We start from the raw sequence: 23,446 nt of genomic DNA on the forward strand, positions 1-23,446 counted from the left end.
CCGAATTAATTGCGCAACGGCTTACCAGTTACGAGCATATGTTGCATACGCTCTTGCGATTTACGGTCAGCCACAAGTTCTAAAAACGCTTGGCGTTCTAAATTTAACAAATATTCTTCATCTACTTCCGTTCCATATGGTACAAGGCCTCCAGCTAGTACATAAGCAAGTTTTTTCGCAATTTTTAAATCGTGTTCTGAAATATAACCTGCTGTGTACATGTTCTGTGCTCCTAACAACATCGTTGCATAACCAGGTGCACCAACCACTTTGATTTTCTTTTTCACTGGTGGCTTATAACCAGATTTATATAAGGAAAGTGCTACTTGCTTCGCATCGTAAATAAGATGATCCGGATTTACGGAAATGCCATCTTGATTGCTTAAGAAGTTATTTTCTCGAGCTTCTTCCGCAGAAGTGGACACTTTCGCCATCGCAATTGTTTCAAATACTTTATTCGCAACGGCTTGATAATCAATTTCCACACCTTTTGGAAGACCTTCCAATGCCTTTTCATAGAGAGCTAAGTTTCCGCCCCCTCCCGGAATTAATCCAACACCAACTTCCACTAGTCCCATATACGTTTCTGCTGAAGCTTGAATGCGTGCTGCTGGCAAGCAAACTTCCGCTCCACCTCCGAGTGTCATGCCAAACGGAGCTGCCACAACTGGTTTTCTCGAATATTTAATGCGACGCATCGTTTTTTGGAATGCACGCACAACATAATCAAGTTCAAATATGTTGTCATCTTGCGCTTCCATTAAAATCATGCCAAGGTTTGCACCAACGCAGAAATTCTTTCCTTGGTTTCCGATGACAAGCCCTTTGTAATTTGCTTCTACTTCATCGATTGCATAGTTAATCATTTGAATGATGTCTAATCCAATGGCATTTGATTTCGAATGGAATTCAAGAAGTAAAATGCCGTCCCCGATATCAATCAAACTAGCACCAGAGTTTGATTTAAGAACGCCGTGCTGTTTTTTGTAACGTTTTAAATCAATTGCTTTTTCATTGACAGGAATAATTTCATAATCTTCTCCATTAAAGAATGCTAATTGGCCATCTATTTCTTGATAGAATGATTTATAGCCTTTCGCTAATAGTTTTTTCACAAATTCAGGAACATTGCGACCTTCTTCTTCCATTTTCGCAACGGATTTTTCTACGCCGATTGCATCCCACATTTCAAACGGACCTTGGCTCCAACCGAATCCCCATTTCATGGCATTGTCGATTTCCACAATGTTGTCTGCAATAATGCCGTTTAATTCTGCAGAATAGATCAATGTTGGAGCAAAAATATTCCACAGTAGTTCACCAGCTCGGTCATTTGCGTATACTAATGTTTTTAACTTGTTATCTAACCCTTTTGTTTGTTTTGCCATTTCGATGGAAGGAGCTTTTAATTTCTTTTGTGGAACATACTCTAGCGTGTTTGGATCGATTTCGTAAATGTCTTTTCCTTTCTTCACATAGAAACCTTGACCAGATTTTGCACCGAGGGCTCCTCTTTCCACTAACTTATGAATCAGTTCTGGAACTTCAAAAACTTTTTGTTCTTCACCAGTAGTTTGGTCATACACTGTTTTTGCCACATGAATAAACGTATCCAACCCTACCACATCAAGTGTCCGGAAAGTTGCAGATTTCGGTCTGCCAATTAAAGGTCCTGTTACTGAATCTACTTCTCCAACTGAATATCCTCGTTTTAGCATTTCATGGAGTGTAATATGCAAGCCATACGTACCAATTCGGTTGGCCACGAAATTTGGTGTATCCTTACCTATTACAACTCCTTTGCCTAACACATCTTCCGCAAAATTTTTCATAAAGGTTACAACGTCTGGCGATGTATGTTCAGTAGGAATAATTTCAAGCAATTTTAGATAGCGTGGCGGATTGAAAAAATGCGTTCCTAAAAAATGTTTTTGGAATTCTTCCGTTCTGCCTTCCACCATCTTATTTACACTGATTCCGGAAGTGTTTGAGCTAACGATGGCACCAGGCTTTCGCACCTGTTCTATTTTTTCGAATAAGTTTCGCTTCACATCAAGATTTTCGACAACTACTTCAATAATCCAATCTACTTCTTTTAACTTATCTAAATCGTCCTCTAAATTCCCAACTGTTAACAGTGCTAAATTTTTTGGTGAAGTTAGCGGAGCTGGTTTTTGTTTCAACAATTTTTGTACAGCATTATTCACAATGCGGTTTCTCACTGTTGGATGTTCAAGTGTCAATCCTTTTTCTTGTTCTTCTTTCGTTAGTTCTTTTGGAACAATATCCAACATATATGTTGGTATACCGATATTTACTAAATGAGCTGCAATACCGGAACCCATAACCCCTGATCCAATTACTGCTACTTTTTCAATTTTATACTTCACAAACAATTCCCCCTTCACTCTTTTGAATGAACAATCATTCATTTTCGCTATAAGTTTCCCCTTTGTTCATTCATAGTTTATTCAATTCCTCATTTGAAGATGTTTTTTTCAAGAAAATGAATGGCTATTCATTTCTAGTTTAAAAAAAATACATGAAGCAACTATTCTTGTATTTAGTGTAGATGATTTTACAGAATTTCGCAATCCTTTTATTCAAATTTTCGAAAAATTAATTGATATTTTAATAGTTTGTTATTTACACTCCAAACATATTTCTTTCCGACATTCGCTAAAATGTGTAAACTACTAGGTAAGGAGGCGAAAAAATTGAAAGAAATTACGTCTATTGAACAATTTAATGAAATTATTAGCAAGGACCAGCCAGTGATAGTTAAATTTTATGCAGGTTGGTGCCCTGATTGTGTACGCATGAACATGTTTATTGATCCAATTATTGAAAAGTACAATCAGTATGAATGGTACGAAATCAATCGCGATGATTTCCCAGAACTTGCTGAAAAATATCAAGTATTGGGAATTCCAAGTTTATTAATTTATAAAAACGGTGAAAAATTAGCTCACCTTCATAGTGCCAACGCCAAAACACCGGAAGATGTAACGCAATTTTTGGATGCGCAAACGGTGTAACTTTGAAAAATTTAGGACATAACTTCTATCAAAAAAGTTATGTCCTTTCAATTTCTATAAAAATATGTTTTCTTTTTCATTTTTCGCAGGATAAAATAAGCTAACCATTAACGATAAACCGGCTACTATTTCAATCAATCCTGAAGAGTATACTTTAGCAAACCACATACCTACAGGGATGTTAATGATTGACACCGACGTTAAAGGAAGATAAAGCGATAACACAAAACTAGGAATAAATACGCAAATGAATAATGGAAAGTTGAACTGAATCTTCCATCTATTAATACAAATAAGCGATAAATAAATCCCCCAAATAAAATGAATGATAAAATGACTCCAATTTAATGGAGTTACATTATAAAGAACTTTATTTGATAAATATTGTTCAATATTATAACTAATAATTGTTAAAATAACTAACCCAACAAACCAAATTATTTTCCATACATATGGCCAAATTTTCTTCACAAATGTCCTCCCTGCCTACAAATTGTAAGAATTTCCAATTATTATATATGATAACAAATTCCTCCTATGTCTAAAAACATGAAGAGCGACATAGCTCCAATTCTTTAATAAGTCGGTCAAATATCTCTTTTACTGTACCTGACTGAATCTCTTTAAAACGTGTACTTGCCCAAAGTGACATGGCTTGAGGGTTTTGATCTTTCAATGCTTTTGCACGAATCGGCTGCGTTAATGTATTGACAGCGGGATAAATGGCTGGTGCAATGCTTTCATACTTTACCATAAATTCATTTTTCAATCCCCGCGCAAGTCGACCTGAGAATGTACGTGTAAGAGCTGTTTCTGTAAACTCTCCTGATTGAAGAGCCTGTTTATAAACTGGATTAGCTCCACTTTCTTCTGTACAAAGGAAAGCTGTACCTAGTTGCACCGCATCTGCTCCAGCATTTAATGCGAGGTGAATGTCCTTTCCATTAATAATTCCTCCAGCTGCAATTATTGAAACTGCCATTTCTTTTCGAACCGTAGATATGAATTCCATCAGTGGTACATAAGATTCTTCATCCACATTTTGAAAAGTTGCTCGATGCCCTCCAGCTTCTATCCCCTGTAAACAAATTGCATCTGCTCCTTGTTGTACAGCAATTTTTGCTTCCTCTAAATTGGTCACCGTAACGATTACATAGCTGTCATTCTCTTTAATTTGTTCAATGATTTCATTGGATGGACAACCAAATGTAAACGAAACATAAGGGACTTTATACGTCTTGACTAACTCCAATTTTTCCGTCCAATAATCGTCATCGGGTTTTGGAATTGTTAATGGAATTTTGAAATCTTCTTCAAGGCGCTCCTTATACAAATACAATGACTTATCAAGGGAGTCGTTTTGAGGAACAAAAATATTCACCCCAAAAGGTAAAGCGGCTTCTTTGCATTTGATGATTTCCTGCTCAATTGCTTCTGGTGTTTTATAACCGGCTGCTAGAAACCCAAGTCCCCCATTTTTTGAAACTGCAAGAGCTAAATCGACCGTTGCAATCCCCCCTGCCATCGGCGCTTGAATTATTGGATATTTTAAGTTGCTGAACATGTATTTATCTACTCCTTTCAATCAATAAATAGTCTATTAGACATTCACAAAAATTCTTAGGAGTTACTTCAAACTGCAACCTTTTTCACAAACAGAACAGCTCTTTAATATGGAAGTGGATGTATTTTAAACAATACATTTGATTAAAGCGTAATATTGTTTCTGTGTATCCACAGTTGAGCCGCTTCTTTGATAACATTAAAGCTTAACAATTCATCTTTACTCTATTATCAAAAAATTTTAAAAAAATTACAAATTTTCAATTTAAATTCAAAAAATAACATATTAGGCAATTTTTTCATGAAATGATGATAAACATTAACAAAACTCTGCCCAATATTAAAAAGACGTAGATTTCACCTTTTTTAAATTAGACAGGGTTTTCCAGTTCCTATTATTACTTTATACAATAGTATTTATAGGAAATTTTCTTTATTTCTATAGGATAAACAGTTTGATGGAACCCTCGCTTCGATTGTTGACGATTTCCAAGGTATAGATCCAATTGTAGAAGTCCAACCCATTTTGTGCCGGCGGGAGGTTCATTCTTGCCATTATTAATATAATTGTTCTTTCGCCGTAATAACGTAGAGGCAACCTCCTTTATGGATTGATTTCCTCCATCTGCTCAAATGAAGCTGGCCGCTGGAAGGTTGGGGAAATTTAACGCTTATCCTTCTTCAATGATTTTCCCTTTAACAATTAGTCTTTGAGTGCCTGCCAAAATTAAAATAATCATTGCAGCGAGATGAACTAATCCAGAAAACTGATATGACTAACTTTTTGTCAAGTCTCTCAACTGTTTAATTAATACATTTATTTCGTTTATTGATGAATGTATAGAAGCGATTAAATCATGTGTATTTTCTAATGTAGAGATTATTTCTTCCGTTGACGCAGCATTTTCTTCAGATATAGCAGATACGTTTTCAATTTGATTTCGAATTGTAAAGAAATTATGATTTGCCAATTCGATTTCTGACATTTCAATTGATAGTCCATTATGAATTTCTGTAAATGTACTTTTTATTTCTTCAAAGAAATGAGAAATTTCCTTAAGCAATAATCTACCTTCCGTAATCGCACTTTCTCCTTGAGCTGATTTTTCTTGAGCTATTTTGGATTTGGTGAATAATTCATCCGTCACCAATTTAATATTCTCGGTCATTTGGGCACTTTGTTCTGCTAGCTTTCTTACTTCTTCCGCTACTACTGCAAATCCCTTTCCATGCTCACCAGCTCGAGCAGATTCAATGGCAGCATTCAGTGCAAGCAAGTTCGTTTGATCTGCAATTTCTTTTATACTTTCGAGTAATGTATTTACCCTTTCCAAACTAGTTTGCAAATCAGAAACCGTTATAGCTGTATTGCTAATCGTTGTACCAACTGAATCCATATAATCAGTTACTTGATTGATTTTATTCCAACCTTCTTGTACTTTTCTATTCATATTTTCTGATTTTTTTACAATGTCTTCAGCAACGATAACGATTTGTCCCATTTTTTCTGATGACTGAACCATTGAATCATTGATGATATTTACACTATTCGCCTCTTCTTGTATACTAGTACCCATTTGTTCTGCAGATTGTACAATGTCGTTACTTGAACTATAGATCGTATTTAATTCTGTATTAAATTTTGTAATATGGTTATCAAGCAAATCAGATACAGATTCGATGGATGCAAAAGTGGATGTTAACTTATTCATTCCCTCTTTCGCTTCAAGTTCTTTTTGAAATGCATCAACAATCAGTTGTCTTCCCCATTTCATCAGCAAATATAAAAGAACCATAAATGCATTTATGATAAAGAAGACAGTCAAGAACCCAGAAAAATTGTTATTCAGTCCTAATAAGTTTTCTGGCAAAAGGAAAAATAATACGAGATATACTACATCTAGCAAAAGACCTAACGCTAAAATCAGTTCTTTCTTAAAATAGAGTGTAACCATCGCAATTGTTAGAATAATAATATAGTGTTTAATAATAGAAAATCCATCCAAAATTAAGAGTGCTAATACCACTATACTTGGAATTAATGATATGGTTAAGCCTTTTACATATGTATTGATTGGTAAAAAGAAAGTGATTATCGACATCACAAGAACTATCAAGCCTGCTACAAAAATAATTGCTCCCTCTTCAAATCCCCTAGATGAAACAATCGGTACACAAATAAGAAATACTAAAATAATAGTTAGTAGAAGATTGACTTTATGTACTCTGTGAGTGTTGTATTGATCTTGATACATTCAATTCTTCCCCTTTCTTTTTGCGGTAAGGACTATTTGATTATTCACGCAAATAAAAACATCAAAAAATCACTATAACTGATGATTTGATGCAATATTCGAACTATTTAAGTTGAGTATATTTCCTAGGAAATACAACTCTGCTTTATTATTCGATATACTTACCAAAAATCCCTTCATTTTTCTAATTTTTCTTATTAATTCCGAAAATTATATCAATAAAACTTGCAGTAAGACTCAGTGCAATCATCATTTTATGTTCATTACTGCCCTAGTCTTTCAAAAAAATTTATATTAGTTATAATATTGAACAAGGTGATGCTATGAAAAAGTTCATACCTTTAGAAGGAATGTCTCAGTTCAGCCCTGAAGTTTATCCATCCTACCAAAACTCTGCCTGTGGACCTACTACAATATTCGTTATGTTGAAATTTATGTTTGGAAAGCATGTTGCACAGAATGTAAATATTCTTTATCGAATGCTAGGTACAACGAAAATCGGTTTATTTCGCTGGAGGCTTATTAAAAATTTACAAAACTATTTAGGAACGGACTGGGTTGTAAAAAACTGTTCATTAAAGGAAGCGATGAAACAAATCGATGAGGGCAGGCCAGTAGCAATAAAATTTGATAAATACTTTACTCTACAATGGAAATCAAAACCTACTTTTACCTATCATTGGGTTCCTTTCATTGGCTATGAAATTGAGCAAAATGAGTTATTATTAATTGTGCATGATCATGGTGGAATAAATCGTGATAGTCAAATACGAAAAGTTCCCTATTCTCAAAACTATAAAGTGATTAGCTTCGTAAAAATTGAGCCAAGAAAGAAAAAATAAAGGGACTCAAACATTCAAACAAGTTTGTGTCCCTTCTCAATACTTTATATACATGTATATAGTGAATAGGCATGTTTTGCAATGGATGTAAAGCCCTTGTTTGCTAGTTGATTGAAAGTGTTAGCGGAATATTCAGGTACAGAGAGATCTTCTAAACGTTCTTTGATTGGTATGTTTTTTTCTATGGATGCTAATCGATAAGAAAGCTTTAACATTTCCAGATTATCTGCAATTTTATTTCGTTGACCTGGTTTTAATTCATCTAAATTTTGTAATACTCCTTCAACAGTACCGTATTTTTGAATCAATTGCAGCGCTGTTTTCGGTCCAATGCCTTTGACCCCTGGATAGCCGTCGCTCGAATCTCCCATGAATGCTTTCACATCTACAAATTGATGAGGTTCAATCGCATATTCCTCTTTAAATCGTTCCATTGTATAGACATCATACTCAGAATAGCCTTTTTTTGTAAAAGCGATGTTCGTCGAAGGATTCAATAATTGCAATAAATCTTTATCGCCACTAATTATTGTAATTTGGGCTTCTTCCTTCCATTTTTCAACGATGGAACCAATGCAATCATCCGCTTCCATTCCTGCTTCTCCAATGTTTTTCCAGCCAATCCACTCAGAAACTTCCTTTGCCATGTCAAATTGTGGAATCATTTCTTCCGGTGGCTCGCTTCGATTCGTTTTGTATCCTTCAAATAGTTCATTGCGAAATGTGTTAGCTCCCATATCCCAACAAATTGCAATATGGCTAGGCTTAATAATTGATTGGGCTGTTAAAACATGTCGTGCAAAACCTTGCACCCCATTTGATGGTCTGCCATCCGGTAAATATTGAAAATGTCCTATTACACTCGTGGCATAAAAAGAACGGAATAATAGAGCCATTCCGTCAATGACTAAAATATGTGGTTGATTATTCATTCAAAAATCCTCACTTTCTACTTCATTCATTATAACATGTTGAGACAGCCCATTTGCGACGGAAAAATTCTCCTTCCCTATTACAATTCTAAGTGACGCTACTGCTGACAAACAAAAGAAGAGGATAATACGTTCATAAAATAGAACATATTATCCTCCTATCAGTTTAGACTTCATTGCATATGGGAAAAGTGCTTTCATTAATCTCTCCGTTTCATATCGCGAATTGCTTGAATCGATAATCGTACAAGTAAAATGGAACATAAAAATAATCCGAGATATGCTGCTGTATTTAAATAAATCGCATAGGCAGTTTCAATAAATTGGGAAATGGCTAGAAGTGCTGTTGAAATAATTCCAAATGTAATGCCCACCATCAATAAGACAAATTTTGAAAACAATTGCGTCACAAATTTGGAGTTGGTTTTATCCGAAAAGATGTCGTGATGCAAGATCACTTTTCCATCTTCAACTTTTCGAATTAATTGGTCAATCCGCCTTGGAATTTTTCGCAAATTCGGTATTAGTATTGCCAATTCTTCTTGCATTTTCTCCATCGTTTCAATTGGCTCTGTAATCGGTTTTCTTAACGAAGATTTCATATAATCATTTGTAAATTTCTTCGCTTCTTCAAAAATATTAAAAGTAGGATCGATCATATTGATTGTGCCGTCTAATGTAATGATTACCCTGAGAGCCAAGCTGACGGATGAATAAAACTGTAACCCCGATTCTCTAATGACTGTAAAAATGGAATAAATCGTTTCATCTGTTGGGACTTTATTAACATATGTTATTTTTAATAAAATTTGGCCAATCGCTTGTTCCAATTCTTGACGGTTAATTTCATTTTTATTTTTGATTAGTAAGGAAATTGCATCGTATAATAACGACGAATCTCCCTGCTGAATACCCATGAAAAATAGTTTTAATCCTTCTTGTTGTTGCCCTGATAATCGACAAACTGCTCCAAAGTCAAGAATCGCTACTTCCCCTGTTTCTGGATTAACAGAAATATTTCCTGGATGCGGGTCAGCATGAAAAATTCCTGATATTAACGCTTGTTCTAAATAAGAATAAACAATCGTTCGCGCAAGCTCTTTTCGTTCAAAGGAAAGATCCTCTATTTTATCTAAATCCGAAATGCTTACACCTTTTACGTATTCCATTACTAAAATATTTTCATTACTTAATTCTTCATAAACTTGTGGAATTTTGACATTCAGTTTACTCCGTTTTAATATATTCCGAATTTGGATCATGTTGCGGGCTTCTATTTCGAAATCCGTTTCCTCTTTCATTGAATTGGCAAATCCTTCTGCTAACGATTTGAACCCAAAACTTTCAGCCCACTGGGATTTCGTCGTAATCCAATCTGCAAATTCCAATAATATACTTAAATCTTCCCTCATAATTGTTTTTACTTGCGGTCTTAAAATTTTTACAACCACTTCTTCATGAGAATTTTTTAAAACCGCTCGATGAACTTGTCCAATGGAAGCTGCTGCTAATGGTTTCTCGTCAAAAAAAGAAAAAACCTCATCGATTTCGCATGAAAAATTTTCTTTTAATATCCTTTTTACTTCATCAAAGGTCATTGGCGATACTTTTTGCTGCAATTTTTTTAGTTCTTCAATGAAGATTGGGGAAAACAATTCTTTTCTAGTTGATAACACTTGTCCAAACTTTATAAAAATGCCACCGCTCTCTTCAAGAGTAGAACGCAATGCAATTGCTAACTGTCTATCTGTATCGCGACTTCGCGCATATTTTACCGTTCTTGTAATGCCGTTCGTTACAGCTACTTTTAATACCGTTCGTAGACGCTTTTGATAACGCCAATAATTCAATGCTTTCCTAAAAATCGTCTTCTTTTCCGAATAACGCCCAGTATTTTCATCTAATGCAATCGGATCAAATAGCTCAAAGAATAAATAAATCAGCATGGAAATAAGCAACATGCTTCCGATCCATAATAACGTTGCAACACTTACAACGCCATCTTCAGTATGATATTGTGCATTTTCCCGAACAAACGTATACCAAAACACAAAAGTAGTGAATGAGACGCTGATGATGACGGACAATACTCTTCTAAATAAGTTCACATTGGAACCAATAAGCCTTCCGCTAATAAAAAATATAATGATTGACACAATTAATATTTGCAAAAGTGCGCTAATTGTACTCATTCACTTCACCACTTCCAATCGAATATCCATTAAAATTAGTATGGCTAAAGTTTCATTCTTGTCATTCCTAAGCGTTGTTATTAAATTGATTTCTTCTATTTTCCAAACGAAATTCATACAAAAAAGGATTCACTTGGAGGTGAATCCTATCTATAATGTAAAATAATTCGTAATACTCTCCCTTTCATTTACAGAATATATTTCAATATCTGTTGATTTTTTGTGGAAACGAACCCCATGGATATTTCCACCCTCATAAATATTTCCCCCTCCATCAATACCGATTTTTTTACGGCAAGGTGAAATCCATACTTTGCTCGAACCATCTTCATTTAATAATAATGTTGGTGTATGGCCAAATACGACATATTCTTTTGCTTTATGGGGGACTTTCGTAAATTCTTCACGTATCCACAGAAATTCATCCGTACTTGTTTCTAAAAAATCTTCTACTTTTGCATTGATCCCTGCGTGAACAAAAACAAACGGATTCCAATAATAATACAAACGAAGATTTTTTATAAATTCAATTTCATCTTCAAAATGCGTTTTGATAAATTCGACTATTTGTTCAACATTCATTTCATCTACAGTTTGTTCGTGTTCGCTGGAATATTCGGAATAAAAACTTTGGATGGTGCTTGCACCTCCAACTTTCGGATGGAAATAAAATTCGGTCATTTCTTTCGGCTTTTTTAACCAGTTCAAGAAGATTTGTTCATGGTTTCCACTTAACGTAATCACCTTATAATCTTTTGATAGCTCCATCACTTTGCGCAATACTTTTAAGCTATCCTTTCCCCTGTCAATATAGTCACCTAAAAAAATAAGCATCTCTTCATCGGGTTTCCAGTACTGCAATACTTTCTCTAATAAATGAAAACTTCCATGTATATCTCCAATGGCAAATACTTTATCCATTTATACACCTCTTTATTCAACACTCAAAAGAGAAAGTTGAATGTTTTCTAAAATTTTCAATCCGTTCAATTTTTATTCAATTATACTACAGAATTATATGAATATTCCGCGAAATTCTATACAATTTAAGAATTTCATATTGACTAATAGTTTATTATTTTAATTATTCTATAAATGTTTATTCATACGAATCGAATCACGTATAGTTTATACGACATTATTTCATAATGAAAATTAATCTATTTCTTTGGTAAAGGAGATTCTTATGAGGAAGTTGTTTCTAATTTTCTTATTCTTGCCTATCTTCATATTGTATGCTTGTGGTGTACCCTCAGAAGCAAACTTAGGTACGCCAGAAAACGATAGAAAAAAATCTAATCACGAATTTAGAGAAATCAACCAATTAGTCGTTGATAATGAAAATGTAAAAATCACCATATTAAACATGAAGAAAAACAAAGAACAATCGAAGCAAACTGTCACGATTACGTTTGACATTTTAAATAAACGAAAAGATACAATGAAAATACAAGCACAAAGGCTATCAGTAGATGATCGGATGGTAGATGAAGCGATTTATCAATTGGAACAGGAAATCTCACCAAAAAAAGCAGCCACTGTAAAACTAGTCATCCAACAATTAGATGACATCGAATTTCCCGAATTTAAAAATGATTTAGAAATGGAATTATATATTTTGTCTTTAGATGATCCAAATTATGTTGAAAATCACCACGTGAAAATCATTTATGAATAGATGAAAGTGACTGATTTTTTTTAATACAAGATTGTCTAGAGTTATCATTGTATAATAGTGATGGTAATCAAAGTATTTCATTCTACCAATAGGATTTAAAGGAGTTCGACTAATGAATATACTATTAACAACTTTGAACGCCAAATACATTCATACGAACTTGGCCATTCGTTATTTAAAAGCATTCGCACGTCCAGAGTTTGACCCAACGATTGTAGAATTTACGATAAAAGAACCGACGTTAAATATTGTGACTGATCTTCATCAAAGAAAACCTGATTTAGTCGGTTTTAGTTGCTATATTTGGAATATCGAAGAAACGATTAAAGTTATTCAAATGCTGCGAGTTGTTAGCCCACATACAAAAATTGTATTAGGCGGGCCAGAAGTCTCTTATGATGTGCATTATTGGTTGCGACGATTGGAAGGGCTTGTTGATTTCATCATTATGGGAGAAGGTGAATATTCTTTTAAACAATTGCTACGATATGTTCATGGAGAAATCCCACTAGAAGAAGTTCCAGGCATTGCTTACTTACAAGATGGAAAAATGAATATTCATCCACAGCCAAAGAAAATTGACTTACGGGAACTTCCAAGCCCATTCCGTTTTGAAGAAGATCGAGCTTCTATTTCAAAACGCATTCAATATATTGAAACAAGCCGCGGTTGCCCATTTAGCTGTCAATTTTGCTTATCTTCTATTGAAGTAGGCGTTCGCTATTTTAATAGGGAAAAAATAAAAGACGATATTCGTTATTTAATGGCCAATGGTGCAAAAACCATTAAATTCGTTGACCGAACTTTTAACATTAGTCGCAGTTATGCAATGGACATGTTCCAATTTTTAATTGATGAGCATGTACCTGGCGTGGTGTTCCAATTTGAAATTACTGCTGATATTATGCGACCTGAAGTCATTCAATTTTTAAATGACAATGCACCAGCAGTTTTATTCCGTTTTGAAATTGGCGTCCAATCTACGAATGATTTAACAAATGAATTGGTGAAACGTAGACAAAACTTTGAAAAATTAAAAAGAACGGTCACAATGGTGAAAGAAGGCGGGAAGATCGATCAGCATTTAGATTTAATTGCTGGACTTCCTGAAGAAGATTATGAGAGTTTCCGCAAAACATTTAATGATGTATTTGCGATGCGTCCAGAGGAATTGCAGCTCGGCTTCTTAAAACTATTGCGCGGTACAGGTTTACGAATTGAAGCCGAAAAGTTTGGATATACATATGTTGATATCGCACCTTATGAAATTTTATCAAACAACGTATTAAGCTTCGATGAAATTATTCGCATCAAACAAGCGGAAGATGTGCTCGAAAAATATTGGAATGCTCATCGAATGGACGATACAATTGAATATCTAGTGTCAGAAGTATTTGAAACCCCATTCGATTTCTTCCAAAACTTTGGTACTTTCTGGGAAGAAAAAGGATGGTCGAGAATAGGTCATCAATTGGAGGACTTATTTACGAGATTGGATGAATTTTTACGCACGTTACCAAACGTGAATTTAGGTATCGTTCATAGTTTAATGAAGCTCGATTTCTTATCGAAGCAACAATTCCACCCTCGAAAGCTTTGGTGGGAAGAACGAATTCCAAAAGAAGAATTGAAAGCAATAAATAAGAAATTAATTGAATCTCCTAATATTGTTGGAGAAGAATTTGCCCAATTGCAGATTAATGAAAAGGAACTTGTGAAGCATTCACTTATTGTTCCATTTAGTATAGATTATGATGAATATAAAAAAGGAAAAATTGTTGAAAGTGATACGTATTTGTTTGTCTTCTTCAGACAAGGAACGACTCCATACTTTGCAACGTTTCAAAAAAGTATCATAAAATAAAAAATAGTAGTACAAACCGAATGTTTGTTATGCTCCCTATTAGGTAGACAGTAAAAAAAATAAAACTGTTTATCTAATAGGGAGTTTATCAATGATGGTTTATGCTACTTTTTTTATTAAAACATGGATTTTCTCATTGCTCGTGTGGATTGCACTCTTACTCGTGAAGATACGGTGCTTCTTGTGCAAATAACTACCTTGCTTGTGCATAAAACTCTCCTACTCGTGCAGATAATACATCAGCTCGTGCATATACCACCTTAGCTCGTGCAAATACCACCCTTGCTTGTGCATATACCACCTTAGCTCGTGCAGATAGCACCCCTACTTATTTGGGTAATCTCCCACTAGTATTGAAAATCCTTCCTTCTATTCATTAACTTTTACTGAAACAATGCTAATCCAATAAACCAAAGTACAGGAACAAAAAGTGCTGGCAACATATTTAACGATTTGCTGTCTTTAATACCTAAAATCGATAATCCAGAGCTTAATATTAAAATGCCTCCTACGATGGAAACCTCCGTCATTAGTTCAGCTGTTAAAAATGGTTCAATATATTTTGCACATAAATAAATCAAACCTTGCCAAATAAACAATACAACTGCAGCAAAAGCGATACCGATTCCATAAGTGGCAGCTAAAGCCATAGATGTCACTAAATCCAGCGTAGCATTTGTAAATAAGTATGTATGATTATTATTTAAAGCACTTTCCACCGGACCTAATATCGACAAAGTACCGATACAAAATAGCAAAATGGCTGTAGACAAGCCCTTACTTAAATCTGTTTTAGAAAACCGATCAACAACATTCTTAAATTTCCCATCAAAATCAATAATGGTCCCAATTAAACCACCAACAGATAAACTAACAATAAATAAGACCGGATATTTGCTATTCGGCATATTTTGAACAATCGCATTGATTCCTAAAGCAGTAGCGGCAAACCCCATGGCTGTAAATAATGCAGATTGATATTCTTCTTTAATTCCCTTTTTTAATGCGCTTCCTACAAAACTCCCTACCAGAATACAAATTGTATTTACGATTGTGCCAATCATCACTTAACACTCCCATCAAAAGTAACAAAACTATCCTTTAATAATATTAATTTTGTAATATTAAAGAATTTTAACACAACTTATATTAGGAAGCATATTTTACTTTTATACTAATAGAATTTTAAAAAGTTTTAACACATATTTCTATTATCAATGTACAAAAAATAACCCCCGTAAAAGTTTCGTAATGTGTTTAACTTTTACGGGGCTATCATTTTATATTTTTTCTAATATGTATTAATACTTATAAAGCATTGCAATAAATTCGTGCCCACCACCAATTGTCCAGAACAATACGATATCTCCTCGCTTAATTCGATTGGATTGAATTCCTTCATAAAGAGAGACGAATGGTGAGCTTGTTCCAGTATAACCATACTGGTCTCCTATATAGATAATTTTCTCATCAGGTATATTAAATCTTTCTTGAAGATTTTTGATATTTGATAGGGCAAATTGTGAAAAGCAAAATGCATCCACATCTTCAATTTGTAAATTATTTCGATGCAAAAGTTTTTCTATTTTTTCATACGCATACGGCAATGAAACAGCACCATCGAATGGAAGCCAACGAATATAACCAGGAAACTCTTTATTCAATACATATTTAGAAAAACCTTGATCTGGATATAAAATATTTTCTTTAAAAGAAGAATCCGTTTCGTAAATTGCATCGATAAACCCTGTATCTTCTTCCGTTTTTTCAAGAAATACAGCCGCTGCAGCATCTCCAAAGCTAGCATATGTAATTTCTTCATCCGGATTTGCAACAAGAGACAAATAGTCAGAACCTACTACTAATGCATTGGTGATGTGGGGATTGCTTAACAAGTATCGGGAAGCTTGTTCAACCGCAATCGTCATTCCTGCACAGTTAGCATTACTGTCGTAAACAATACAATCTTTTTTCCCTTGAATTGCCTCATGAACAAAAATTGCATTTGTAGGGAATGTCAACTCAGGTACTTGGGAAGAAAAGATAATCATATCGACATCTTTTCCTTCTACTCCTGCTTTCTCTAAAACTCGCTTAGAAGCGTCGATTGCCATCGTTATACTATTTTCTTCCGAATTATTTATTTGATAATAATTCTTTCTTCCTAAAGTTTCTAATAAATTAGAAATATCTTTCCCTTTATTTTCTTTAAAGTAATCAATATACTTCTGACTATTTACAACATGATTTGGATGATAGACTTCCACTTCTTTTATTTGAACATGCGTCATGCTTACTAAAAGCCTCCTATACAACTTTGAAACGAGAAGAACAATTATACTTCAACTACTTCAAATGGCTCTAAACCTACAGTTTTTGCAATTCTATTCAATTGCATTTTAATAATTGCACTTTGTTTAATTTCCACAACTACTTTTTTAAACCCTGTAGTTTTATAAAGTTCGAAACATCCTTGTAAATGTGGAATCATATCTTGCGTTATAACATTTAAATCACGACAATCAAAGCGTAATTCATATTGACTAGCTGGAATCGGATCAAGGTTCTTATGGTAATCATTTAAAAATTGTTGCACTTTTTCTGGAGAAAATGAGCCTCCTACAACCATATTCACTACTTTTTGCACTGAATTTACTTGAATAGAGTAAAATCCTTCTCTCATACTATTCCATCCTTCCAATAATAAATTTGTAATAATAAATCAGAAAAATAAAACTATATACCTAATAATTCAATAACACTATAAGTATAATAGTTTTGTTTTTCAAAGTATAACAATTTATACCAATAGTAATATATCAAGTTCATCAAAAAATATCAATTACCTATTGCGGAATTTTTTAAAAAGTTAGAAATAACTATCAATTTTTTTGAAACATAATAAAAAAGGGATATTAAACTAAACCCTAATCTAGTTTAATATCCCTAATTACAAATTTATCTCATATAAACTTTTACAATAACCGTTGCATCATCAATGCTTAATTTTAAATTGAAAGAGTCTCCTCGGGATAGCCCTTTTTCTCCTAAACCAATCATTAAGTTTATTGTTCCATTGTAGGAGATTTCATATTGATCATTTGTAGTATTAATGTTTGTAATAATTGGACGAATTTCCCTTGAGGATCCGTCTGCAAAGGTAACTAGCCCTGTATTCGGATTAAAGTTTGCTTCTTTACCGTATTGATCCTCTATTTCAAAATAACCCTCTTCATAGATTTCTTTGAATAAATCAGTTGCTGTTAATACTAAACCATATTCAGAAACTTCTACATCAATCTCTTTTAATTCTTTCTGACTTAAAGAATTTTTATTGATTAAAACGAATTTACCATTTACCTTTACCTTTTCACTTGAAAGTGTAAGAGTATGCTTGATTTGTTCGCCTGTTTGGTTAATGGTGATGAAAATATCAGCTTCATAAGTTTGATTTTCCTCATCTAAAATACCATCTGCTTCAATGGCATCAACATTCGCAGTCACTTTATTACCTTCTACATTTAAATATTTGCTATTCGTTGTAATGGTGTAAGCACTGTTTGGTAATTCGACTTTATCATGATTCACGAAACCATAAACCTTAATATTTGCATCATATTTATCTACTATTTGACCATCTGGAGTAACTCCAAGAACGAATTTTTCACTTTCTACTACAAACCTTGTTTCTTCTTTTGGTTCTTCAGTTTTCTGAATACTAATTCGTTTGTCAAATGCTGGTAAAATTTTTCCTGATTTTGAAGGTACCCCTTTTATTTCGAAGCGATAGTTTCCTTCATTTTTTGAATTAAGGGTAATTGTGTATGAATCCCCCTCTTTATTTAATTCACCTTTTGCAAATACTTCATTTTCTAATCCTACTAATTTGAAATATGTTGCTATTTCCTTCGAACTAGTTGATGTTGGCAAGTTGACTGCTTCATTAAATTGAACTACGATTTCGTTCCCTACTACTTCAACCTTTTTCACTTGGAAGAGTTTTTCCGTTAGCGTAGTGTTTATCAGTCTTTGTAAAAATGAAGCAAATTGCCCTCTCTTTAAAGTAGCTTTGGGTTTGAATTCTTTTACATTCGTTATGTTAAAGTAGTCTAATACTTGAATTGATGAACGGGCACTTTCTTTCGCTTCTTGTATATCAGTCACTTCAATTTCAAAAGATTGAGCATCAACATAATGATGAACGTCAACTTGATAAATTTTTGATAATGTATTTGCTAAAATCACCGCCATATCTTCACGGGTCATTGCTTGTGTTGGATTTAATCGATTCCCTTCAAAAATCCCTGCATCTTTTACTAGTGCTGAATACTGAAGCAACTCATCATCCGTATTTTTAGAAAGGTCTAAAAAGCGCATATTCGTTTTATAATCGCTAGGAATTTCATAGCCTTGTAACTTTATAAATCTACCAATCAATTTCACTACATCGGAACACGTTAAATCTTGATAAGCTCTAAATGTCCCATCAGGATATCCTTTAATAATTCCTGCATCCACTAATTGAACAATTGCCTGTTCATGAGTGTCACCTTTTATATCTGAAAATTGTGCCGCACTTGAAGCAACGGGAACTGCTGTTGCAGCAATCGTGACAGCAGTCGCTGCGGTAAATAAATTCAACCATTTTTTCTTTTTCATAAAAAATCCTCCAATATGCATTAATCAAATGAACGTCATCCGCTTCAATATGATAATTATACCTTTTCTACAAAATAGATGATAGTTTCAGCAATTAATTCCAGTCTATCTTTCGTTTGGAAAATAATACAAATTCCAACCCCCTATTTATTAGTCCGTATAAACAAAAGAAATGTTCCATATTGTTTCAAAATAGTATTCTCTCTTCCACCCATTACTTTCTGTTTATGAAAGCCTCCCAATTACCTATTCGAATATAAAATTCAAAAATTGGTATTTACGTGGAAAATAAATTGTGTTAACTTATGAATTAATCCAGTTAACAAAAAACAACTAAGAAGGTGATGTTTTGAACCATTTTTGGGTCGTTGGAACAGACACAGATGTAGGAAAAACCTTTATTGCCACATTATTAATGCGCTATTTGCAAAAAAAAGGATTCAAAGTGGTTCCTTATAAGCCGGTACAAACAGGCGTCATGAAAAAGAACAATAAAACCTACTATCATGATACGTCTAGTTACCTAAATTATAGTTTGCAACCATTATCGCCTAATTCCATTAATTCATATTCTTTCCCCGCTCCTGCTTCTCCTCATTATGCAGCAGAACTTGAGGGAGAGTGGATTAGCGGAGCAAAAATACTCAATAAAATTGAACAATTACAGGATGAATATGATGTTGTGATTTGTGAAGGGGCTGGAGGACTTTATGTACCTCTGCAATCTCATACTTCTTTAACTTTACTAGATATCATTCAACGCTCGAAACTACCTGTTGTATTAGTTACCCATCCGAAACTTGGCACAATCAATCACACATTGTTGTCAATTGGCGCATTAAATGCAAGAGGAATTGAATTGCTCGGAATCGTCATCAACCAATACGAACATAGTGAAATCGAAAAAAATAATATTCAAACTTTACAACGTTTTATTCCCCATCAACAATTTGTCGTTGTGGAAGGAAATCGAACGATTGAAAGCTTTGATGAAGAAACGATTTTCGAAAGGCTGATGAATCGTGAATTACTCCGAACTACAAGATCTTGACTTTAAATATATTTGGCACCCATGTTCCCAAATGAAAGACTATGAAACATTTCCACCAATCGTTATAGAGAGAGGTGAAGGCATTTGGCTATATGACAAGCAAGGAAATCGCTATTTAGATGCCGTTTCATCTTGGTGGGTCAACTTATTTGGCCATGCCAATCCGCGCATTAACAAGGCAATTGCCGACCAAGCAAAAAAATTAGAGCATGTAATTTTTGCGAACTTTACCCATGAACCAGCTATACATGTGGCAACAAAACTGGTTGAAAAAACTCCGGATGGATTAGAAAAAGTATTTTTTGCAGATAACGGTTCAGCTGCCATTGAAATAGCGTTAAAGATGAGCTTTCAATATCGTGCTCAAACTGGACAACCAAAAAAACAACGCTTCTTAACTTTTACAAATGCTTATCACGGAGAAACGCTCGGAGCTTTGTCAGTCGGGGCGGTAGATTTATATAACAAAGTTTTTCAACCTCTTTTATTAAATGTTGTTCAAGCAGAAGGACCAAATTGTTATCGCTGTCCATTTGCTGAACATCCAGGTACTTGCGATGCTCCTTGTGCAATGTTTGTGGAAGAGCAATTTAAGATGCATGCTGATACTCTTTCTGCTGCCATTATTGAACCGTTAATTCAAATTGCAGGCGGCATGAATATGTATCCTCCCGTTTTCTTAAAAAAATTACGGACATTGTGCGATCAATACGACGTGCATCTTATTGCGGATGAAATTGCGGTTGGTTTTGGAAGAACTGGAACGTTATTTGCATGTGAACAAGCAGATATAACACCGGATTTTCTCTGCTTATCGAAAGGCATTACCGGAGGATATTTGCCGCTTTCAGCAGTGCTAACAACAAACAAAATTTACTATGCGTTTTATGACGATTACGGCACAATGAAAGCTTTCTTGCATTCCCACAGCTACTCAGGCAATCCACTTGCATTGCGAGCGGCCCAAGAAGTGCTTGCCATATTTGAAGAAGAGCAAGTATTAGAAAAAATTGCAAAGAAAGCAAAACTTTTAAATAAATTAGCACACGAAGCCTTCGATTCACTTCCATATGTCGGTGAATATCGACAAACAGGATTTGTTGGCGCAATTGAATTAGTTGCAGACAAAAAAACAAAAGCCCCTCTCCCAAGTGAAGAGCGAATCGGCTATCGAATTTATAAAAGAGCATTAAATAGAGGAATTTTACTAAGACCCCTTGGCAATATTTTATATTTCATGCCACCATATATCATTTCTGAAGAGGAAATAGAATGGATGGTTAATACAGCTAAAGAAGAAATTGTCGAATTTTTCAAAAAGAAAAAGGTGGGAATTATATGAGAAATTCACAGATTTTTTCACTTACATTAGTAGCGATATTCGCTGCATTGACCGCGATAGGAGCATTTATCAAAATACCATTGCCAATCGTTCCATTTACAATGCAAATTATCATTGTTTTTTTAGCTGGCTCCATTTTAGGCAGTAAAAGAGGTTTACAAAGTCAATTAGTATATATCTTTGTTGGTTTAGCAGGGCTACCTGTCTTTACTCAAGGTGGAGGACTGACATATGTATTGCAACCTACTTTCGGTTATTTAGTCGGCTTTGCTGTTGGTGCTTTTATTATAGGATACATCATTGAACGTGGAGGAGAAGAACCTTCCCGCTTACGATTTGTTGTTGCAAATTTAGTCGGCACTTTCGTTATTTATGCAATTGGTGCGCCATACGTATACTTTGCACTAAATTTCTTGCTGGACATGCCAACAAGTGCATCAACCGTATTTATGACTGCTTTTTTAAGCACTGTTGGTGTTGACATTGTATTAGCAATAGTTACTGGACTGTTTGCAAGAAGAATTTACTTCTTATTAAATAAAAAAATGTTCAATGTATTGGAGGTACCTAAATGAAATGGCAAACTTTAGCACAAGAAGTTATTAACGGAAAAGAACTTTCTAATGAAGAAGCAATGGAGATTTTGAACGCTGACGATGATGAACTACTGCCATTATTACATGGAGCTTTTACGATTCGTAAACACTACTTCGGCAAAAAAGTGAAATTGAACATGATTATGAATGCTAAAAGCGGGTACTGCCCTGAAGATTGCGGCTATTGTGCTCAATCTTCAAAATCCACAGCCCCTATCGAAAAATATCCTTTTATTACAAAAGAACAAATTTTAGAAGGCGCGAGAATTGCTTTTGAAAATAAAATTGGCACTTATTGCATTGTTGCAAGCGGCCGCGGTCCAACTCGAAAAGATGTGAACGTGGTTAGTGAAGCAGTAAAAGAAATTAAAGAAAAGTACGGATTAAAAGTATGTGCTTGTTTAGGGATATTGAAAGAGGAACAAGCAGAACAGTTAAAAGAAGCAGGGGTTGATCGATACAACCATAACATTAATACTTCAGAAAGACATCACGAATTCATTACGACAACTCATACGTACCAAGACCGGATCAATACGATCGATATCGTGAAAAAACACGGCCTTTCACCTTGCTCTGGCGCCATTATCGGAATGAAAGAAACAAAGCAAGATGTAGTTGATATTGCTCGGGCTTTACGAGCACTTGATGCAGATTCAATTCCAGTTAACTTCTTACATGCCATTGAGGGAACAAAACTGGAAGGGACGAATGAGCTGAATCCTCGCTATTGCTTAAAAGTGCTTGCATTATTCCGCTACATGAATCCAACAAAAGAAATTCGTATCTCTGGTGGGCGTGAAGTAAATCTGCGCTCCTTGCAACCGCTTGGACTATACGCAGCAAACAGCATCTTTGTCGGTGATTACTTAACAACGGAAGGACAAGAAAAAAATCAAGATTATAAAATGCTTGAGGACTTAGGATTTGAAATTGAACTCACTGAAAAACAACAGGAATTATTAAATGTTTAATGGAATATACCCTCTATGATTGAATAAGAGCGAATAGTTGTTTCGCTCTTTTTTCTTTGGAGGCATGGCTATTATTTTGTGTAGCTTGTTTATTATCTCCCATCACTCTAGGCTGTTTTTATCGATTGGCTATTATGTTTGCTCCTTTGACTATTATCCTCTCGTGAATGACTATTATCTGCGGAAGTTTGGCTATTATCTCCCTTTGCTCTCGGCTTTTTTTATCGATTGGCTATTATGTTTGCTCCTTTGACTATTATCCTCTCGTGAATGACTATTATCTGCGGAAGTTTGACTATTATCGCCCATCTCTCACGGCTTTTTTTATCGATTGGCTATTATGTTTGCTCCTTTGACTATTATCCTCTCGTGAATGACTATTATCTTTGGGAGTTTGACTATTATCTCCCTTTGCTCACGGCTTTTTTTATCGATTGGCTATTATGTTCGTTCCTTTGAC

Annotated in this window: 19 protein-coding genes; 8 read left to right on the forward strand and 11 right to left on the reverse strand. The window is 34.5% G+C overall.

All coding sequences use genetic code 11. The annotated features are described in order from the left end of the window. Positions 1-5: 5 nt before the first annotated feature. Positions 6-2,390, reverse strand: a complete 2,385-nt coding sequence (locus NST98_RS07295; protein WP_340714784.1) for a 3-hydroxyacyl-CoA dehydrogenase/enoyl-CoA hydratase family protein — start codon at positions 2,388-2,390, stop codon at positions 6-8. A 294-nt stretch (positions 2,391-2,684) separates the two neighbouring features. Here NST98_RS07295 and NST98_RS07300 point away from each other — a divergent pair, with 294 nt between their 5' ends. Beyond that, positions 2,685-3,038: a thioredoxin family protein gene (locus NST98_RS07300; RefSeq protein WP_340715695.1), complete on the forward strand. Its 354-nt coding sequence runs from the start codon at positions 2,685-2,687 to the stop codon at positions 3,036-3,038. Between the two features lie 54 nt (positions 3,039-3,092). Here the strand turns inward: NST98_RS07300 and NST98_RS07305 are convergent, their stop codons facing one another. The 3 genes from NST98_RS07305 to NST98_RS07315 form a co-directional block, all read right to left on the reverse strand. Further along, a complete protein-coding gene (locus tag NST98_RS07305; protein ID WP_340434476.1) occupies positions 3,093-3,509 on the reverse strand; it encodes a hypothetical protein in 417 nt (138 codons plus the stop codon). Positions 3,510-3,579: 70 nt separating this feature from the next. Beyond that, a complete protein-coding gene (locus NST98_RS07310) occupies positions 3,580-4,602 on the reverse strand; it encodes an NAD(P)H-dependent flavin oxidoreductase (RefSeq protein WP_340714785.1) in 1,023 nt (340 codons plus the stop codon). A gap of 775 nt (positions 4,603-5,377) precedes the next feature. Further along, on the reverse strand, positions 5,378-6,856 hold the full coding sequence (locus NST98_RS07315) for a methyl-accepting chemotaxis protein (RefSeq protein WP_340714786.1): 1,479 nt from the start codon (positions 6,854-6,856) through the stop codon (positions 5,378-5,380). Positions 6,857-7,179: 323 nt separating this feature from the next. On the opposite strand from NST98_RS07315, the gene NST98_RS07320 reads away from it, so the two are divergent. Further along, the gene (locus NST98_RS07320) at positions 7,180-7,698 is read left to right on the forward strand and encodes a C39 family peptidase (protein WP_340714787.1); all 519 of its coding nucleotides are present in this window, start codon (positions 7,180-7,182) and stop codon (positions 7,696-7,698) included. 44 nt (positions 7,699-7,742) lie between these two features. Here NST98_RS07320 and NST98_RS07325 read toward each other — a convergent pair whose 3' ends face one another. From NST98_RS07325 to NST98_RS07335, 3 genes are all read right to left on the reverse strand, one after another. Next, positions 7,743-8,630, reverse strand: coding sequence for a 5'-3' exonuclease (locus tag NST98_RS07325; protein WP_016838648.1), 888 nt, complete (start codon positions 8,628-8,630; stop codon positions 7,743-7,745). A gap of 200 nt (positions 8,631-8,830) precedes the next feature. Beyond that, positions 8,831-10,822, reverse strand: a complete 1,992-nt coding sequence (locus NST98_RS07330) for an ABC1 kinase family protein (RefSeq protein ID WP_340714788.1) — start codon at positions 10,820-10,822, stop codon at positions 8,831-8,833. 150 nt (positions 10,823-10,972) lie between these two features. Beyond that, positions 10,973-11,743 (reverse strand): metallophosphoesterase family protein, encoded by a 771-nt coding sequence (locus tag NST98_RS07335; RefSeq protein ID WP_340714789.1) that lies wholly within the window; start codon positions 11,741-11,743, stop codon positions 10,973-10,975. 265 nt (positions 11,744-12,008) lie between these two features. Between NST98_RS07335 and NST98_RS07340 the strand changes: the two genes are divergently transcribed. Both NST98_RS07340 and NST98_RS07345 read left to right on the forward strand, forming a co-directional pair. Continuing rightward, positions 12,009-12,500: a hypothetical protein gene (locus NST98_RS07340; protein ID WP_340714790.1), complete on the forward strand. Its 492-nt coding sequence runs from the start codon at positions 12,009-12,011 to the stop codon at positions 12,498-12,500. A 112-nt stretch (positions 12,501-12,612) separates the two neighbouring features. Beyond that, the gene (locus NST98_RS07345; protein WP_340714791.1) at positions 12,613-14,364 is read left to right on the forward strand and encodes a B12-binding domain-containing radical SAM protein; all 1,752 of its coding nucleotides are present in this window, start codon (positions 12,613-12,615) and stop codon (positions 14,362-14,364) included. A 383-nt stretch (positions 14,365-14,747) separates the two neighbouring features. On the opposite strand, the gene NST98_RS07350 is transcribed toward NST98_RS07345, so the two are convergent. The 4 genes from NST98_RS07350 to NST98_RS07365 all read right to left on the reverse strand — a co-directional run bounded on the left by NST98_RS07350 (position 14,748) and on the right by NST98_RS07365 (position 19,023). Beyond that, on the reverse strand, positions 14,748-15,428 hold the full coding sequence (locus NST98_RS07350) for a DUF554 domain-containing protein (protein WP_016838643.1): 681 nt from the start codon (positions 15,426-15,428) through the stop codon (positions 14,748-14,750). Positions 15,429-15,665: 237 nt separating this feature from the next. After that, the gene (locus NST98_RS07355; RefSeq protein WP_168411982.1) at positions 15,666-16,655 is read right to left on the reverse strand and encodes a ketoacyl-ACP synthase III; all 990 of its coding nucleotides are present in this window, start codon (positions 16,653-16,655) and stop codon (positions 15,666-15,668) included. 44 nt (positions 16,656-16,699) lie between these two features. Further along, on the reverse strand, positions 16,700-17,047 hold the full coding sequence (locus NST98_RS07360; protein ID WP_016838641.1) for a hypothetical protein: 348 nt from the start codon (positions 17,045-17,047) through the stop codon (positions 16,700-16,702). 275 nt (positions 17,048-17,322) lie between these two features. Then, positions 17,323-19,023, reverse strand: a complete 1,701-nt coding sequence (locus NST98_RS07365) for an S-layer homology domain-containing protein (RefSeq protein ID WP_340714792.1) — start codon at positions 19,021-19,023, stop codon at positions 17,323-17,325. A gap of 349 nt (positions 19,024-19,372) precedes the next feature. Here NST98_RS07365 and bioD point away from each other — a divergent pair, with 349 nt between their 5' ends. From bioD to bioB, 4 genes are read left to right on the forward strand one after another with little or no spacing between them, the layout of a single operon-like run. Next, positions 19,373-20,074, forward strand: a complete 702-nt coding sequence (gene bioD / locus NST98_RS07370; RefSeq protein ID WP_016838639.1) for a dethiobiotin synthase — start codon at positions 19,373-19,375, stop codon at positions 20,072-20,074. Then, entirely contained in the window at positions 20,046-21,416 is a 1,371-nt protein-coding gene (gene bioA, locus NST98_RS07375) for an adenosylmethionine--8-amino-7-oxononanoate transaminase (protein ID WP_016838638.1), read from the forward strand. Before bioD ends, bioA begins: the two co-directional genes overlap by 29 nt. Next, positions 21,413-21,991: a biotin transporter BioY gene (locus NST98_RS07380; RefSeq protein ID WP_016838637.1), complete on the forward strand. Its 579-nt coding sequence runs from the start codon at positions 21,413-21,415 to the stop codon at positions 21,989-21,991. Before bioA ends, NST98_RS07380 begins: the two co-directional genes overlap by 4 nt. After that, positions 21,988-22,986, forward strand: coding sequence for a biotin synthase BioB (bioB, locus tag NST98_RS07385; protein ID WP_016838636.1), 999 nt, complete (start codon positions 21,988-21,990; stop codon positions 22,984-22,986). Before NST98_RS07380 ends, bioB begins: the two co-directional genes overlap by 4 nt. The last annotated feature ends 460 nt before the right edge of the window (positions 22,987-23,446 follow it).

This window comes from Ureibacillus sp. FSL W8-0352 (genome assembly GCF_038004345.1).
Lineage (GTDB): Bacteria > Bacillota > Bacilli > Bacillales_A > Planococcaceae > Ureibacillus > Ureibacillus thermosphaericus.